13 protein-coding genes and 1 pseudogene are annotated in these 17,240 nt (G+C 69.5%); 8 read left to right on the top strand and 6 right to left on the bottom strand.

All coding sequences use genetic code 11. From position 1 onward, the window contains the following. The first annotated feature begins 103 nt into the window (after nt 1–103). Together OP79_RS40745 and OP79_RS40740 are read left to right on the top strand one after the other, a co-directional pair. On the top strand, nt 104–2,950 hold the full coding sequence (locus tag OP79_RS40745) for a helix-turn-helix transcriptional regulator (protein WP_245685622.1): 2,847 nt from the start codon (nt 104–106) through the stop codon (nt 2,948–2,950). 159 nt (nt 2,951–3,109) lie between these two features. Continuing rightward, complete coding sequence (locus tag OP79_RS40740; RefSeq protein ID WP_033328010.1) at nt 3,110–4,174, top strand: hypothetical protein; 1,065 nt, start codon at nt 3,110–3,112, stop codon at nt 4,172–4,174. Between the two features lie 126 nt (nt 4,175–4,300). Here OP79_RS40740 and OP79_RS40735 read toward each other — a convergent pair whose 3' ends face one another. The 3 genes from OP79_RS40735 to OP79_RS40725 form a co-directional block, all read right to left on the bottom strand. Continuing rightward, nucleotides 4,301–4,843, bottom strand: coding sequence for an MOSC domain-containing protein (locus OP79_RS40735; protein WP_078492333.1), 543 nt, complete (start codon nt 4,841–4,843; stop codon nt 4,301–4,303). 77 nt (nt 4,844–4,920) lie between these two features. Next, nucleotides 4,921–5,298, bottom strand: coding sequence for a pyridoxamine 5'-phosphate oxidase family protein (locus OP79_RS40730; RefSeq protein WP_245685621.1), 378 nt, complete (start codon nt 5,296–5,298; stop codon nt 4,921–4,923). A gap of 189 nt (nt 5,299–5,487) precedes the next feature. Next, entirely contained in the window at nt 5,488–5,862 is a 375-nt protein-coding gene (locus tag OP79_RS40725; RefSeq protein ID WP_033328007.1) for a helix-turn-helix domain-containing protein, read from the bottom strand. Nucleotides 5,863–6,062: 200 nt separating this feature from the next. Here OP79_RS40725 and OP79_RS57485 point away from each other — a divergent pair, with 200 nt between their 5' ends. The 3 genes and pseudogenes from OP79_RS57485 to OP79_RS40710 form a co-directional block, all read left to right on the top strand. Then, nucleotides 6,063–6,587, top strand: coding sequence for a hypothetical protein (locus OP79_RS57485; RefSeq protein ID WP_245685620.1), 525 nt, complete (start codon nt 6,063–6,065; stop codon nt 6,585–6,587). Nucleotides 6,588–6,869: 282 nt separating this feature from the next. Next, entirely contained in the window at nt 6,870–8,630 is a 1,761-nt protein-coding gene (locus tag OP79_RS40715) for a TIGR03767 family metallophosphoesterase (protein ID WP_033328006.1), read from the top strand. Between the two features lie 125 nt (nt 8,631–8,755). Continuing rightward, a pseudogene (locus OP79_RS40710) lies at nt 8,756–9,781 on the top strand (serine hydrolase domain-containing protein); the annotation flags it as partial. Here the strand turns inward: OP79_RS40710 and OP79_RS40705 are convergent. Continuing rightward, nucleotides 9,705–10,931: an RNA-guided endonuclease InsQ/TnpB family protein gene (locus tag OP79_RS40705; protein ID WP_033328004.1), complete on the bottom strand. Its 1,227-nt coding sequence runs from the start codon at nt 10,929–10,931 to the stop codon at nt 9,705–9,707. The pseudogene OP79_RS40710 and the gene OP79_RS40705 sit on opposite strands and share 77 nt — an antisense overlap. Nucleotides 10,932–10,957: 26 nt before the next feature. On the opposite strand from OP79_RS40705, the gene tnpA reads away from it, so the two are divergent. Beyond that, the gene (gene tnpA, locus OP79_RS40700) at nt 10,958–11,374 is read left to right on the top strand and encodes an IS200/IS605 family transposase (RefSeq protein WP_033328002.1); all 417 of its coding nucleotides are present in this window, start codon (nt 10,958–10,960) and stop codon (nt 11,372–11,374) included. A gap of 214 nt (nt 11,375–11,588) precedes the next feature. Here the strand turns inward: tnpA and OP79_RS40695 are convergent, their stop codons facing one another. Both OP79_RS40695 and OP79_RS40690 read right to left on the bottom strand, forming a co-directional pair. Beyond that, nucleotides 11,589–12,506, bottom strand: a complete 918-nt coding sequence (locus OP79_RS40695; protein ID WP_245685619.1) for a pyridoxamine 5'-phosphate oxidase family protein — start codon at nt 12,504–12,506, stop codon at nt 11,589–11,591. 14 nt (nt 12,507–12,520) lie between these two features. Beyond that, nucleotides 12,521–12,976 (bottom strand): VOC family protein, encoded by a 456-nt coding sequence (locus OP79_RS40690; protein WP_033328001.1) that lies wholly within the window; start codon nt 12,974–12,976, stop codon nt 12,521–12,523. 129 nt (nt 12,977–13,105) lie between these two features. On the opposite strand from OP79_RS40690, the gene OP79_RS40685 reads away from it, so the two are divergent. Together OP79_RS40685 and OP79_RS40680 are read left to right on the top strand one after the other, a co-directional pair. Then, a complete protein-coding gene (locus OP79_RS40685; protein WP_033328000.1) occupies nt 13,106–13,648 on the top strand; it encodes a CGNR zinc finger domain-containing protein in 543 nt (180 codons plus the stop codon). 253 nt (nt 13,649–13,901) lie between these two features. Continuing rightward, a complete protein-coding gene (locus tag OP79_RS40680; protein ID WP_033327999.1) occupies nt 13,902–17,228 on the top strand; it encodes a S8 family serine peptidase in 3,327 nt (1,108 codons plus the stop codon). Nucleotides 17,229–17,240 lie beyond the last annotated feature (12 nt).

Below are 17,240 nucleotides of genomic sequence, written 5' to 3'. Positions count from 1 at the left end.
CGAGCGCGGCACGCGGTTCGTGGGACCGTCCGTGGAACGGGACTCCATCGGCGCCCGGTGACACCATGCGGAGGCGACGGAGCATGGGCGGGGGTGGCGCGCTGTGGAGCGGGTGTTCGTGGGGCGGGGCGAGGAGCTCGCCGTGCTGGAGGGGGCGAGGGAGCGGGCCCGGGCCGAGCAGCCGCAGCGGGTGTTGGTGGAGGGGCCGGAGGGCATCGGCAAGACCGCGCTCGTACGGCGTTTTCTCGCGGGAGTGCCCCATGTCCTGTACGCGGAGGGCGAGGACGCCGGGACCGCGCCGGCCTTCGGCGCGTTGGAGCAGCTCATCGGGCCTGTCCGCTGGACGGATCCGGGTTCTGCCGGCGTCACGCTGCTGGAGGCACTCCAGAAGGCGCTTCAGAAGGCCGGAGGTGTCGGCGAGGACGAGGTGACCGTCGTGGTGGACGACGCCCAGTGGGCCGGCTCCGCCTCGCTGTGTGCCCTCGGTTTCGCCGTCCGCAGGCTGCGCGCCGTACGCGTCCTGGTCGTCGTGGTGACCAGGGACATCACCGATCCCCGGATCCCGGAGGGCCTGCGCCGTCTCTTCACGGCCGACGCCGCCGTCCGTGTCCGGCTCGAAGGGCTGGAACCCGCCGCGCTCCGCGCTCTCGGCGACGCCCTGGGCCCCGTACGGCTCACCGTTCGCGCCGCTGCCAGGCTGTGCGAGCACACCGGCGGCAACCCGTTGTACGCGCGGGCCCTGCTGGAGCAGGAGGGGCCCGGACTGGTCGAGGCCCTGGAGCGCAGCGACATCACCCCGCCCGCCCCGAAGTCGTGTGTCGAGCTCGCCCTGGCCCAGCTCGCCTCCTGCACCGCGGACGCGGAGACGCTGCTGGCCGCGGCGAGCGCCCTCGGCCGATGCTGCACCCTCGCCGAGGCCGCCCACCTCGCCGACCTCGCCGATCCACTGCCCGCGCTCGAACAGGCCGTACGTACCGGGCTGTTGACGGAGCGGCAGGGCGACCCCGTCGTCCGCTTCCCGCACCCGATCGTGCAGGCCGCCGTCTACCACGGGCTCGGCCCCGCCCGCCGCCGCGCCCTGCACCGCCGGGCCGCCTCGCTCGCCGAAGACGAGGAGACCGCCCTGCACCACCGGGCCTGCGCCGCGACCGGCCCCGCCCCGCAGCTCGCCGCCGAACTCGCGGCGCACGGACGCCGGTCGGCCGCCGAGGAACGGTGGGAGCAGGCCGCGCGTCATCTGTCCGCGGCGGCCAGGCTGGCTCCCGACCGGGCGGCGTACGAGCAGTACACGCTGGAGTCCGTCGAGTGCCGGCTGCTCGCGGGGGACGTACCGGACGCCGCCGAAGTCGCCGAGCGCGTCGAGGGGTTCGCCGAGAGCGGCTGGCGCAGCTATCTGCTGGGGCGGCTCTGTCTGGCCGACCCGGTTCGTGCCGAGGTGCTGCTGCGGGACGCCTGGCGGCGTTGCGATCCGGCTGCCGACCGGGGCGACCGGGTGCTCGCCGCCCGGATCGCGGGCCGGTTCGCGGCCCTGTACGGGAGCGTCGCGCGCGGCACGGAAGCCGCCAACTGGGCGCGTCTGGCCCTGCGCCTCGCACCGGAGGCGACCGCCACCGACACCATCCGCTACCTGGCGCTCAGCGGTACGGCGACGAGCGGCGGCGCGGCCCGTGCCCTCGGCGAACTGGGCCCGCTGCCCGACCCCGCCGTGGCGTCACCCGCCCAGCTCCAGGAACTCATGGGCCGCGGCACCCTGCGGGTGTTCACCGGCGATCTCACCGGAGCCCTGCGGGACCTGACCGGGGTCCTCGCGGCGACGCGGGAACGGAAGTCGGCACGGACGGCTGCTGCGCCGACGGCACCGGCGAGGTCGCCCGTCGACGGCCAGACGTACTCGGCGTTGTTCCGTATCACCGCCGCGGGCGCGCTCGCCGCCGCCGAGTACCTGGCGGGCCACTGGGACGACGTGCTCGCCCACTTCGAACTGGCCCTCTCGCTCACCGACGACAGCGGCCGGCCGCATTCCGCTCCGTACTGCCGGATGCTCGCGACGCTCACCCACGCCGCCCGCGGCTCCTTCGCCGAGGCGCGGACCCAGGTGCGTCGGATGTGCGAGGACGGTGGCCCGGCCGTGTGGACGGCACTCGCCGAGGCCCACCTGGCGCGGACCCTCGGCCGCCCCGAGGACGTCGTAAGCGCCCTGGCACCACTGCTCCCACCGAGCAAGCAGGACACCTTCGGCCCCGCCGACTCCTCCAGCCCCGCCGATTCCTCCGGCTCCTTCGACGAGCCGGGCGCCGTGCCCTGGCCGGACCTCCTCGCCGACGCCTGGACCGAGCTCGGGGACCACCGGCGGGCCGCGCAACTCCTCTGCCAGTACGAGGCTTTGGCGGTACGACGCGACCACCCGGCCGCGCTGATGCGCGCGGCCCGAAGCCGGGGCACCCTGGCGGTGGCCCGCGGGGACCCGGCCGCCGCCGAGAGCGCCTTCCGCTCGGCGCTGCGGCACGCCCAGCGCGCCCAGGAGCCCTTCGGCCGTGCGCTGGTGCACCTCGCGTACGGGCAGTTCCTTCGCAGGACGGCCAAGCGCACCCCGGCCGCGGAGCAGCTGCGCAGGGCCCAGGGTCTTCTCGTACGCCTCGATGCCCGGCCCGATCTGGAGCGCTGCGAACGGGAGTTGGCGGCCTGCGGCCTGGGCACCCCCGCGCGCGGAACGGACGTCGCTCCCCTCAAGGCGGATGCCGCGCCGCTCACCGCGCAGGAGCTGGTGGTCGCCCGCAAGGTGGCGGCCGGGCTGACCAACCGCCAGGTGGCGCGGGAGCTGGTGATCAGCCCGAAGACCGTCGAGTTCCACCTGGGCCGGATCTACGCCAAGCTCGGCGTCGCCTCGCGCACCCGGCTCGCCGTGCTGCTGGCGGCGGGGAACGAGGCAGCGCTGCCGGGGCGGAACTGAGGCTTCCGGGCAGGACTGGGGATTCTCCCGGGTCCTTCCCCAGGTCCGTTCCCCGGCACCGGCGGCCTACCGTCTGGCCTCGTGGCCGTCACAGACCATCGAAGGCCATACCGGACCGGTCCCCTCGGGGCCGGCCGGCCGCATGGGGGAAGGAATCTCATGGCCGAAAACAAGGAACTGGTCGTCACCGGCATACCCAGCGCCAAGGTCAAAGCCATCGCCGAACGCGTCGCGCTGGAATTCCAGCTCGCCGCCGACAAGGTCGCCGCGCACCACGCGGAGCCCGGCAAGTACCCGCTGCCGTCCGACGCCAAGAGCACCGAGCAGCTACTCGCCCGCCGTTTCCGTACGTTGCCCGAGGCCCAGCAGAAGCAGGCCGCGGACCGGATCTCGGTGGAGCTGCGGGGCGGTGCGGCGCGCACCAAGCGGCTCGGCGACCTCGCCAAGATCGACCTCAAGTCGCCTTCCGGGATCGATGAGCAGGTCCGCAAGACACCGCTCCCGGCGCGGATGAAGTTCCCGGTCGACGAACTGCAGCGGATGTCCGACGCGCTGGTGGGCCCGATGACCACCGCCACCCAGGAGACGGCCGCGGCGGCGGCGTTCCCGGAACTGCGCAACCTGGAGCTGCGGATCCACCGGGTCAAGTGCGTGGATGAGACGAGCGAGATCGGCAAGGACGAGATCGACGCGGGCGGCACATCCGTCGACGAGGACGGCGACACCAAGAAGATCTCGGCGTTCCGGGTACGCAGCTTCAGCACCGGAACCGTGCAGGCGTACTCGCCGCCGAGGCGTTTCACCACTTTCAGCCTCACCGAGCAGAGCAAGGTGACGTTCCCGAAGACGTACTTCGTCACGCTGGTCGTCGCGGAGGTCGACTGGGGCGGCCTCGCCGACTTCCTCAACGAACTCCTCGACAAGGTGAAGGCCAAGGTCGCCGCGGCACTCGCGGCCGCCATCGGCGGAGCGATCGGCTCCCCCGGCGGGCCCCTCGGCATCGCCATCGGGGTCGCGGTGGGCTTCGTGGTCGGCCTGGTCTTCGACTACCTCAAGGGTTTGTGGGGCGACGAGGTCTTCAAGCCGATCACGGTCAGCGCCACCATCTCGTCGCTGATCAGCCGCTTCCCCGGCGGCCAGGACAACAGCACGGACCGCACCCTCGACTTCAAGGGCCACGGCGGTCACTACCAGCTGACCTACGACTGGCGAAAGTACAACTGACCATCTGAAGACGGGGGAAGAAAGAGGGCCGTCACCCGACTGTCCCGCCGGGTGACGGCCCTCTGGCGCACCACCGGCCAGGCGAGACCGATGGCGAGCGACATCAGACCCGCTTGGTGAGAGACATCAGACCCGCTCCAGGGACCGGTGCGGTCCGCTGGGAAGTTCCGCGGCGATCGTGTCGCCCGGGCGCACCACGCCGCCCGCCTTCACGACGCTCATGATTCCGGACTTGCGCACGAGGTTCCCGGCTGCATCACGGCCGACGACCTGCTTCAGCAGCCCGTCCTGGAAGTTGTCGATCTGCAGGCAGGGATTGCGCAGGCCGGTCACCTCCAGCACCGCGTCGTCGCCGATACGCAGCAACGTGCCGACCGGCAGGCCGAGCAGGTCGATGCCGCGGGTGGTGATGTTCTCGCCGAGGTCACCGGGCACCACCGTGAATCCCTCCGCACCGACCTCGGCGAAGAGCTCTTCATGGATGAGATGGACCTGGCGCAGGTTCGGCTGGGTGGGGTCCTGCGCGACCCGCGAGCGGTGCTTGACCGTCACGCCGGCATGTACATCGCCCTCCACACCGAGCCCGGCGAGCAGCGTGATGCTGTCCCGGTTCGGCTTGGTGAACGAGTACTCGCCATTGCTGCTGACCGCCGTCACTATCCCGCTCATCCTCGGATCCCCTCCTCAGCGACATGATCAGCCACGACCCTAGCCCTTACCTCAGCCCTTACGTCGTGTCCGGGCGGTCATTGAGCCGTACCGGCCAGCAGCCAGCGCCGTACGGGGACTTCGAGCAGTACGCGGTCTCCGTCCGGTGTGTACGGGGCGGAGACATCCCACCCGTACTTTGCGTCGAAGGCATCCATGATCTCTTCCGGGAACAGGCCACGGTGCAGCACCGCCTCTCCCTCGGCCACGACGGGAAGCCGGCCGTCCTCCAATGCCAGGGAGACCCGCGAGAACTTCTCGACATTGCGGACCTTGACCGAAATCGCGTCCGTGCCGATCCACCAACTGCCCCGCAGGAACACGAACCAGACCGGCGTCACATGGGGAGACCCGTCCGGACGCACGGTACACAGCCAGACGTTCTTCTCCTGGGCCAGGCGATCGCGAACAGCCACAGGCAGAGACTCGGAATCACTCATGCACCCATCTCACCCGCATCCCTGCCAGTGCGCCTCGGTCCGAAGGCTCAGAGACCTCGGGCATGCGCCCTACTGCCATAGGACCAGAAAAACGTGAACACCCGGCGGGAGTATGTCCTTCGGCCACTCAAACGAGCGCTGCGTGAACACGACGGGGAGCAGTGCTCACGCCGTGGGACCAGCACACACAGGACCCGGCTGCAGATCACCGGGGTCGCCCCCGTCGTGCGCCGTGAAAGCAAACGCCGACGTATCGCCGTCCAGATCGATGGTCAGCGAAGCATCCAGCGCCTTGGCCAGACGCGTGAGCAGAGGCAGAGTAGGTACGGAGTTGCCGCCCTCGATGCCGGAGATCTGCGACTGGGTCATCCCCGCCCGGCGCGCCAGCTCGGTCTGCGACAGACCGAGCTCGGTACGCCGGTCATGGACCGCCTGTCCCAAGGCGAACGCGTACCCGGCCTCCACGTAGGCCGAGGATTCCTCGACGGACTCGCCCAGCAGCTTCCTGGTCCGCCGGGTCTTCCACTGGGAGTGGTTCACGGCCGCTCCTCCTCGATCCGCTCATAGCTGTGCTCCGCAGGACCGTGATCCGCTTCGCACACCTTTTATGCCTGCCGGGCACGCTCGATCTCGGCGCTGCTAGGCGGTCTCGGGCTCCCGACGTCCGTCCGGCGAGCGAACAGCAGGTTACGCTTCCGCCCGGCCACTTCAACTTCCCATCTCTGAAATCGAGTTCACACGTGTCCATACACTCGCCCAACTCTGCTCGGCGCACCGCAACCCGTGCCGCCGTGCTCGCGGCAGCCTGCCTGGCGGTGGCGCTGAGCAGTGGTTGCACGAAGGACGACGCCGGGCGCGAGGACACAGCCACCGCTACCACCGGGTCGCCCTCCGCGAAGTCGTCGGCGGGGCCCGCGAAGGCCACGGAGCGGGCCGAGCACATCGACGGCGAGACCGTGACCGAGGCGCCCGGGGGCGTCGACGGTGAGGTGATCGCGTCGGTGGCGGACGCGCGCGGGAACCAGGTCGTACCGCTGGAGGGCGGAGTACGGACCGGGCCGGTGTCGATCGCCGTGAACTGTCAGGGTGAGGGGACGCTTACGGTCGAACTGAAGTCGGTGGGCCTGAGCTTTCCCCTGAAGTGCGTCGCCGACGAGGTCAGCAGCACGTACAACCAGGTCGTCCTGGAGAAGGCCGACAAGGACGCCGTACTCCAGGTGACCGCGCAATCCGGGGTGCGTTGGGCACTGTCCGTCGGGCAGTGAGCCCAGCGAGGGCGGGAGCCCTCGAGCGCCCCGCGATCTCCGGGAAATAGCTTCCGTACCCAGCAAGGTGAACATGGAGTGACCGCCTCCCCTCTGTTCGACGAGGGGTCGGTGGACGCGGAGAGTGACCAAGATCCACGTACGGTGATCGGCGTTGCCCGTTGCCGCTCAGTTAACGTGCAGGTCACTCCAGGTGCCAACGATCCAGTGTGAGCGGGTAGTTCGCGTCAGTGAACCGCCCGCGACCACTGCTGACGCGTTCGCACTCGGGGAGACCGCGCCATGTCGCGCATACGCTCTGTCGCCACATCCGTTCGTGACCGCCGTGCCTTCCTGGCCGCAACCGGGGCGGTGTCACTCTCCGCGGGTATCGGCTTCGCACTCCGCCCGGACAGCGGCGGGAGCACCGTCCCCGCCGCCGCCGAGGGGCAGGCGGCCGTCGCCTTGTCATCCCGCCAGGCACCCGCCGCGCCACTCGCGCCGTACACCCGCGGCACCACCCTCGGTTCGGTCGCGGCCCCGCGGGGCTCCTCCGGCTTCCGGCGGCTCGGCGACGGCCCCGCCTGGCAGCGCGTCGTCCGCGGCGACCTGGCCGCGCCCAAGGCGGGCCGCGGCGAACGCCGCACCGCACTCGCCGCGTTCGTGCAGTTCACCGACCTGCACATCGTCGACGTACAGCACCCGCTGCGGTACGAGTACCTGCGCGCCCAGGCCGCCAACGCCTGGCGTCCGCAGGAGTCGCTGTCGGTGGCCGGCGCGGTCTCGCTCGTCGAGCGGGTCAACGCGCTGCGCGGCGCCCCCGTCACCGGCTCCCCGCTGCACTTCGTGATGACCACCGGCGACAACACCGACAACAACGCCAAGAACGAGCTCGACTGGTTCCTGAAGGTGATGAGCGGCGGCCGCATCACCCCCGACTCCGGTGATCTGAAGCACTACGAGGGCGTCCAGAACAGCGGACTCAAGCTGTACTGGCAGCCCGACGCGGACGTCCGCGACGGCGACAAGCAACTCGGCTTCCCGCAGATCGACGGCTTCCTCGCCGCCGCCGTACGCGAGCTGCGGAGCCCCGGCCTCAACCTGCCCTGGTACTCCACGGTGGGCAACCACGACTCCCTGCCCGGCGGCTGCTACGCGCCCGCCGACCCCTTCTTCGCCGAGCTGGCCGTCGGCGGCAAGAAGCTGATGTCGCTGGACGAGGCGACGAGCGCCGCCCTCTGGAAGGACATGAGGAAGGGCGGCGACCCCAAGGGCTCGGCCTTCAAGGAGATGTTCAAGTCCCAGGCGCGGAAGATGCGTTCGGTCACCCCGGACGAGGGCCGCGCCCCTGTCACCTCCGCCGAGTACCTCCAGGCGCACCTCGACCCGTCGCACACCGGCCCTGGCCCTGTCGGGCACGGCTACTCGCAGGCGAACCTCGCCGCGAAGACCCAGTACTACACCTTCCGGATCGCGGACGGCCTGCTCGGCGTCAGCCTCGACAGCACCAACTCCGGCGGGCACTACGAGGGTTCACTGGGCACGGCCCAACTGCGCTGGCTGGAGCGCACGCTGAAGACGGCCGAGCGCAACAAGGAACACGTCATCGTCTTCAGCCACCACACCAGCAAGACGATGCGCAACCTCCGCGAGGACCCGAACCACCCCGGCGAGCGCCGCCACGGTGGCGAGGAGGTCCTCGCCCTCCTCGGCAGCTACCGTTCCACCCTGGCCTGGGTGAACGGCCACAGCCACAAGAACAACATCACCCCTCACCCCGCCCCCGGCAACCGCTCCTTCTGGGAGATCTCCACGGCCTCCCACATCGACTTCCCCCAACTGGCCCGCGTCATCGAGATCGTCGACAACCACGACGGCACGATCTCCCTCTTCACCACCCTCATCGAATCCGCGGCCCCGCACCGCACGGACTTCGCCGACCTCTCCCAGACGGGCCTGGCCGCCCTGTACCGCGAGTTGTCGTTCAACGCGCCGGGGTCCCGCTCGACGCTTTCGGGCGATCCGGGGGACCGGAACACGGAGCTGGTCCTGAACAAGGGGTAGTTCCAGTTCTCCGACGGGGCGACGAGGCTCAAAAACGCCCAACCCTCAAGGGCAGTTCAACCAACTTGCCCAGCCACGGTGTCCCTTCCGTCGATCACCCTCCGACGGAAGGGACGTACCGACACATGACCGCATCACCACGCACGCTGCGCATCGCACTGCTGAGCACTGTCGCACTCACCGCGGTGTCGCTCACCGCATCCGCGACGACCGCCACCGCGGTGGCCGCCCCCTCCCCGACCACCAGAACCCACAGCGCGACCCAGGAGGCGATGGACGCTGCCGTGAAGGACGGCGTCCCCGGTGTCGCCGGTCAGGCCAAGGACAAGTACGGGACCTGGAAGGCCACTTCGGGCGTCGGTAACCTCAAGACGCAGCAGCCGCGCTCCGCCCACGACCGCTACCGCGTCGGCAGCATCACCAAGACCTTCGTGTCGACGGTGCTGCTCCAGCTGGAGGCGGAGGGCAGGCTCTCACTCGACGACAAGGTCGAGAAGTGGCTGCCCGGGGTGGTCCGCGGCAACGGCCACGACGGCAGCAAGGTCACCCTCCGCCAGCTCCTCAACCACACCAGCGGCATCTTCAGCTACACGGCGGATGACGAGTTCGTACGGAAGGCCTTCCTCAAGGAGGGCTTCTTCAAGCACCGTTACGACACGGCGACCCTCGGGCAGCTCGTGGAGATCGCCATGGCGCACAAGCCGGACTTCGCTCCCGGCACCTCCTGGAACTACTCGAACACCAACTACACCCTGGCCGCGATGGTCATCGAGAGCGCCACGGGCAACTCGTACGGGCACGAGATCCGCGACCGCATCGTCGAACCGCTCGGCCTGCACGCCACGTCCGTCCCCGGTACGTATCCGAAGGTGCCACAGCCCAGCAGCCGGGCGTACGGCAAGCTCGCCGAGACCACGACCGGCCCGACGTACGACGTCACGGAACTGAACCCCACGCTCGCCGGCGGCTCGGGCGACATGATCTCCGACTCCGGCGACCTGAACCGCTTCTACTCCGCCCTCCTGCGCGGCAAGTTGCTCCCCAAGGCCCAACTCGCCGAGATGAAGAAGACGGTCAAGATCGACGGTTCCCCCAACCTCGAGTACGGCCTCGGCCTGTCGGCAAGCAAGCTGAGCTGCGGGATAACGGTCCCGGTACGAATACCGGTCTTACCTGCGCTCCACAGGCTGACACCGCCAGTCCGGCGGCCTTGGCGACGTTGACCGCCGCGTTGATGTCCCGGTCGAGGACGGCCCCGCATGCCCCGCATTCCCACACGCGGATGTGCAGGGGTTTGGGGCCGTCCTTGACGCCGCACTGCGAGCAGACCTGGGAGGTCGGCTCGTACCGTCCGATGCGAAGGAAGCCGCGGCCGAACTTCGCGGCCTTGTACTCCAGCATCGTCACGAACGCGGACCATCCCGCATCGTGGACGGACTTGGCCAAGCGCGTACGGGCGAGCCCTTTCACCGCCAGGTCCTCAACGGCAATCGCTTGGTTGTCGCGAATGATCCTCGTTGAGAGCTGGTGGTGGAACTCGCGCCGTGCGTCGGCCACCTGCGCGTGAGCGCGGGCGACCTTGATGCGGGCCTTGTCCCTGTTCTTCGATCCCTTGGCCTTGCGGGACAGGCGGCGCTGTTCCCTCTTGAGCTTCTTCTCGGCCCGGCGCAGGAAGCGCGGAGCGTCGATCTTCGTGCCGTCGGAGAGGACCGCGAAGTGCCCGAGGCCCAGGTCGATGCCGACGGCGGATGCCACGTCGGGCAGCGTCTGGGGGTCGGTCTCCACAACGAAGGACGCGAAGTATCTCCCGGCAGCGTCTTTGATCACGGTCACCGTGGACGGCACGGAGGGGAGGTTGCGGGACCACTTGACCCGCACGTCGCCGATCTTCGGCAGGGACAGGTCCCCGCCGGTGGTGATCTTCCATCGGGCGTTCGCGGTGAACCGTACGGCCTGCCGGTTGTCCTTGCGGGATTTGAACCGGGGCGCTCCCATGCGCGGGCGCTTGCCCTTCAGCCCGTCGAAGAAGTTCCGGTATGCGGTGTCCAGGTCCCGCAGGGACTGCTGGAGGACGACGGCGGACACCTCGCCGAGCCATGCGCGCTCTTCGGTGAGCTTGGCCTCGGTGATCAGCAGCTTGGACAGGTCCCCGGTCTTCGGGAACGCCTCGCCTGCGGCGCGGGCGGTCTCACGGGCGCGGAGCGCATCGTTGTAGACCACTCGCGCGCACCCGAACGCCCTGGCCAGCGCTGAGCGCTGAGGGCCGTTCGGGTACAGGCGGAAGCTGTACCTCAGCTGCATACCGATCACCGTACTAAAGGTGGTTTATGACTGAGTATCAGAACATTCGTACTGGTCGGCACTGCGCCTTCGTCCTTCACGCGCATTTGGTTTTCGTGACGAAGTACCGGCACAAGGTCTTCGAGGACGCCCACCTGACGCGCATGGAAGAGATCATGCGGGCCGTCTGCGCCGACTTCGAATGCGAGCTGGTCGAGTTCAACGGCGAGAACAACCACGTCCACCTGCTCGTGAACTTCCCGCCGAAGGTTGCCCTGTCCAAGCTGGTCAACAGCCTCAAGGGCGTCAGTTCCCGCAGGCTCCGCCAGGAGTATCCGGAACTGGTCCGGCACTACTGGCGGGCACAGCGGCTGTGGTCCGGCTCGTACTTCGCCGGGTCGGCCGGCGGGGCTCCACTGTCGATCGTGAAGCAGTACATCGAGCAGCAGAACCGGCCCGTCTGAGCTGAGGTCGACAGTGCGGACCCGTGCGCGCGGCGCGGGTCAGAGCACTTCTCAGAATCGCTTCACCACCGGGCTAAAGCCCGGTGCACTGAGCACGGTGCATCGTGCTCACTGCGATTAGACCTGGTAGCGCGCGGGGCAGGCGGGCCATGCCCGTCCGGCGCGCCGGACGGGCATGGCCCAGCCGCAGATCTCCAACATCAAGGGCGGCACGTTACGGCAGCGGTGGGTTGGCCGGTGAGTACTCGGGCGCCGACCAGCGCAGTGGGCTTGCTCCGGGCGTCTCGACGGCCTCGGTGACGGTGAAGCGGACCGTGCGCTCCCCGTCCGGGGCGAACTCGGTGCGGGCCGTACCGGTGAGCTGGAGCGTGGTGCCGGTGGTCCAGTCGAGGAAGAGCAGCCCGGCGCGCGGGTCGGCCGTGAGGTTGCCGAGCGTGAGGAACATGGAGTTGCCCGAGTAGTCCGGCCAGCTCAGTTCGTCCGGCGAATCGGTCCGTACGAAGCCGGGGTTGCCGCCGCGATGGCTGGCGTCGGCACCTTGGCTGTGAACGGTGGCGAGGAAGAAGGTGTCGGCTGTTTCGATGAAGGTCCGCTGTTCGTCAGTGAGTTGGACACCCCTTCGGACGGCGTCCGAGGACGGGCGCTCCACCTCCTCGTAACGCTCCCTCTTCTGCAGGTACTTGGGGCAGTTGGAGAACACCTGGTCGGCCTCGACCGCGAAGCCGCGCGGTGTGGGGCGCGCCCGTCCGTTGAGGCGCATACGGCGACGGGTGCGCGGGTCGAGCGCGATGGTGCCGACCGGGGCGCCGGCCGCGAGCGCGTCCGCGAGGGGGTCGCTCTCGTGGAGACCGCCGGCGACCGAGATCTGCCGGGGGCCCGTGGCCCTGACGAACCCGGGGGCTCCGGTGAGCAGCGAGGCCCAGACGCGGCCCGCCCCGTCCGCCGTGCCGAGCACCAGCATCGGCTGGAGCTCCAGGAAGGCGGCGGCCACCGGCCTGATGCCCTGGCCGATGGACCGGCCGACGTGATCGGCGGACTCGCGCACACCGACACGGTCCTGCACGGCGCGTGAGCCGGAGTGGTAGGGGTCGTACACGGCCTGGCCATACGCGGCCTGGTCGTACGCAGCCACTGAGTCCACTCCTCTTAGAAGAAACCGCAGGTCGGAGCGGCCCCAGAAGGCGCCGGAGCCTCCTCGGCGCCGCTCGGCGCGTAGATCTCCAGGCGGGTGCCGTCCGGGTCGTGGAAGAAGATGCCGCCCGAGGCCGCGCCCTCGCCGTGGGCGACGACACCGTCGTACGCGAAGTCGACGCCGTGTGCGCGCAGCGCCGTCTCGTACTCGCGGACCTGCTCGACCGTGTCGGCCTCCACGGCGAGGTGGTGGAGACCGGCGCGTCCCGCGTCGTAGCCGTCGCCGGCCTGTTCCCACAGCGTCAGCGTCGGGCGGCCGTCCTCGCCGAAGAACGCGAACCGGCGGCCCTCCTCCTTCCCCTCGGCGAGTACCCCGAAGCCGAGGAGGTCCCGGTAGAAGGCGAGCGAGCGGTCGAGGTCCGTGACATTGAGGCCTATGTGGCCGGTGCGCAGCGTGCTGGTTGCCGACATGGCACACCCCTTCGTCGACGGCTGCCCGCCCCTTGCGGACTAACCTGTGTAATGGACATTAGCGGTTAGATACGTAGGGCGCAACCGGTCAAGTACTCTTTACCGGTTAGCAGGGAAGGGAGCCCTCAGATGTCCGCCGCTCGCGATCCGCGTCCGCTCACCGGTGAGCCGCTCTCCCTCGACCTGCTCAACACGCGCTGGATGTACGAAGGCGTCGCGCAGGACCTGCTCGTGGACACCGACGGGCTGAGCGTGTGGCTGGCCGCGAACGGGCTCGACCGCTTCGCCGCCGATGAGGCGACGCTGCGCCATGCACTGGGGGCCCGGGACGCCCTGCGGGCGGTCGTCGACGGCCCGCTGGACGCGGACGGCGCCGGGCCGGTCGACGCAGTCCTCTCGCACGGCCGGATCCGGGCGACGCTCACCACCGAAGGGCCGGGCGAGCGCGTGGAGTTCGGTGACGAGTCCTGGGGCCCTGCATGGCTCGCGGCGCGCGACTACCTGGAGTTGCTGAGCACGGCCCCCGATCGCATCCGTGCCTGCGCGCACGAGGCGTGCATCCTGCACTTCTTCGACACCTCGCGGAACGGGACGCGACGCTGGTGTTCGATGGCGGTTTGCGGTAACCGGGCGAAGGCGTCCCGCCATTACGCGCGAGTGAAGGAGAGCTGAGCAGTACGACGGCTGCGGGTCGTCTGCGACTGGTCGCTCCCCCACTCTCGACTGCGCTCGAGAACGGGGCACCCTCACCGCATCCCGGACACGTCCGCTTATGACGCCCTATCAACTCCATGGCGCATGGCGGGATTGCGCCAACTTACTCTCGCGTACCTGTCGACTCTCCCCAAACATGCATCTCTTACGTAAAGCTGAGCGGTCATCCGGGTTCACATACCGGACTCATGCTCGTCCTTACCTAACAGGGATGCTGATGACCCCCACTCCCGAGCCTCAGCGCACTCCGATCAGAGGCGCGAGACACGTGGCCAGAATTGCCGTGGCCGCAGGCCTGGTGGCCGCACTCTCCGCGACGGGGCCGATACCCATGGCCTTCTCCGCGGACGACCCGGCTGCCCGTGCGGCAACCGACCCGGCTCTCAAGTCCGCCGACGACAAGCTCGGTTCGGCCGATGCCGACCTGCTTGCCGAGGCCCAGGCCGACGGTGCGAAGAACGTCACGATGATGATCGCCACCGCGCCCGGTGAGACCGAGAAGGTCGCCGACCAGCTGGACGCGGTCAAGGGCGGCTCCGTGGGCCGCACCTACGACAAGCTCGGCTACGTCCGCGCCACCGTGCCCACCGCCAGGGCCGAGGCCGCCGTCGACGCCGCCGCCAAGCTCTCCTCCGTGCACGGCATCGACCTGCGCCACGAGATCATCCGTGAGGACCCGACTCCGGGCGCCGACGGGGCCAAGGGCGCCAAGGCCGAGGCCCAGGCGAAGAGTTACCCGGCCCCGGACAAGAACACCCCGGCCGAGAACCCGTACAACCCGTCCTTCGAGACGGGCGCCGTCGACTTCGTGAAGAAGAACCCGAAGGCGGACGGCCGCGGCATCACCATCGGCATCCTCGACTCCGGTGTGGACCTCGCCCACCCAGCGCTGCAGAAGACGACCACCGGTGAGCGGAAGATCGTCGACTGGGTGACCTCGACCGACCCGATCGTCGACGGCGACGGCAGCTGGCGTCTGATGTCGACCTCCGTGTCCGGGCCCACCTTCACCTTCAACGGGCAGACGTGGGCGGCGCCTTCGGGCGCGTACAAGATCAACCTGTTCCGGGAGTCCGTCACGGCGGGCGGTGACGCCGCCGGTGACGTGAACCGCGACGGAGACAAGACCGACACCTGGGGCGTCCTGTACGACGCGGCCGGCACGGTCACCGTCGATGTGAACGGCAACAACGACTTCACCGACGACACCGCGATGAAGCCGTACAAGGACGGCTATCAGATCGGTTACTTCGGCACCGACGACCCGTCGACCGCCGTCGCCGAGCGGCAGCCGTTCGTCGTCGAGATCCGCAAGGACGTGCCGACCGACCCGCTGGGCGGTGACTGGGTCGGCAAGAAGGCCGACTTCGTCAACATCGGCCTCATATCGAGCGAGCACGGTACGCACGTCGCCGGTATCACCGCGGCGAAGGGCCTGTTCGGCGGCAAGATGAACGGCGCCGCCCCGGGTGCGAAGCTCGTCTCGTCCCGTGCCTGCGAGTTCGGGCCCGGCTGCACCAACGTCGCGCTCGCCGAGGGCATGATCGACCTCGTGACGAAGCGCGGCGTCGACATCGTCAACATGTCGATCGGCGGCCTGCCCGCCCTGAACGACGGCAACAACGCGCGCGCCGAGCTCTACACGCGTCTCATCGACGAGTACGGCGTCCAGCTGGTGATCTCCGCGGGCAACTCCGGCCCCGGCGCCAACACCATCGGCGACCCCGGCCTCGCCGACAAGGTCATCTCGGTCGGTGCGGCCATCTCCAAGGAGACCTGGGCGTCCAACTACGGCTCGGCCGTGGAGAAGAAGTACGCCATGTTCCCCTTCTCCTCGCGCGGCCCGCGTGAGGACGGCGGCTTCACCCCGACCCTGGTCGCGCCCGGCGCCTCGGTCAACACCGCGCAGACCTGGCTGCCCGGCGTCATAGCCCCCGAGGCGGGCTACACGCTGCCGCCCGGCTACCAGATGCTCAACGGCACCTCGATGTCCTCCCCGCAGGCCACGGGCGCCTCGGCACTGCTGCTGTCCGCCGCGAAGGAGAAGGGCGTCGACCTGACGCCCGCGAAGCTGCGCACCGCGCTGACGTCGACCGCCGACCACATCAGCGGTGTCCAGGCGTACACCGAGGGCGTGGGCCGGATGAACATCGTCGACGCGTGGAAGTCCATCCAGAAGGGCGCCACGGCGCACGAGTACACGGTCAAGGCCCCGGTCGACACCGCCATCGACGAGGCGCTCAAGACCCCGGGCTTCGGCACGGGCCTCTACGACCGTGAGGGCGGGCTCAAGGCCGGCCAGAAGAAGACGTACGACATCACGATCACCCGTACGTCCGGCCCGGACAGCGCGCTGCGGCACGAGCTGCACCTGGAGAACAACAGCGGCAAGACGTTCCGCATCGAGAGCTCCGACGAGGTGTCGCTGCCGCTGAACAAGCCGGTCACCGTGAAGGTCTCCGCGAAGCCGTCCTCGGCCGGCATCAAGAGCGCGATCCTCGAGGTCGACGACCCGCGCACCGAGGGCATCGACCACCAGGTCATGTCGACGGTCGTGGTCTCGGCCCCGCTGAAGTACTCCTTCTCCGCGTCGGGCTCGGTGCAGCGCAACAGCAACGACTCGTACTTCGTGACCGTCCCCGAGGGCGCCAAGACCCTCGAGGTCCGGATGAGCGGGCTGAAGGACAAGAGCCAGACCCGGTTCCACTCCATCCACCCGTACGGTGTTCAGCTCGACCCGTCGGCCTCGCTGGACTGCTACAACAACTTCACCAGCCCGGACAGCAAGCCCTGCCGCCCCGACCTGCGCTCGTACACCGACCCGCAGCCGGGCGTCTGGGAGATCGAGGTCGAGTCGCGCCGTACGTCGCCGCTGCTCGACAACCCGTACAAGCTGGACGTCGCCGTCCTGGGCGCGACCTTCGACCCGGAGCTCGTGACCATCCCCGAGGCCAAGGTCGGCACCCCGACCGACGCCTCCTGGAAGGTGACGAACACGCTGGAGCCGGTCGAGGGCAAGCTCGCGGGCGGCCCGCTCGGCTCCGCCAAGAACGAGCGGCCGACCATCGCCGAGGGCGCCGCGCAGACCAGCACGGTGGAGGTGCCCGCGGGCGCCGAGTCGCTGAACGTGACCATCGGCAACCCGTCGGTCGCGAACGCCGACCTCGACCTGTACGTGTTCGACGCGGCCGGCAACCAGGTGGGCAGCGCGGCCGACGCCGACTCGGAGGAGTCGGTGACGATCGCCAAGCCCGCCGCCGGTACGTACACCGTGGAGGTCCAGGGCTACGCGGTCCCGGGCGGCACCACGGAGTACGACTACCGTGACGTGTTCTTCTCGGCCGCGCTCGGCACGATCGAGACCGACGACACGCAGGTGTCGCTCGGTACGGGCGACTCGGCTACGTTCTCCGGCTCGATCGTCGCGGCTGCCGCGGCGCCCGAGGGTCGCGAGTTCTTCGGCCAGGTACAGCTCGTGAACGCGCGCGGTACGGCCGCGGGCACGGGCAGCGTGCTGATCGAGAAGGTCACGCCGTAGTTCTCGGGTTCT

Origin of the sequence: Streptomyces yerevanensis, from assembly GCF_000716805.1 — a bacterium.
Lineage (GTDB): Bacteria > Actinomycetota > Actinomycetes > Streptomycetales > Streptomycetaceae > Streptomyces > Streptomyces flaveus.
This window is presented reverse-complemented; position numbering and strand designations above follow the sequence as displayed.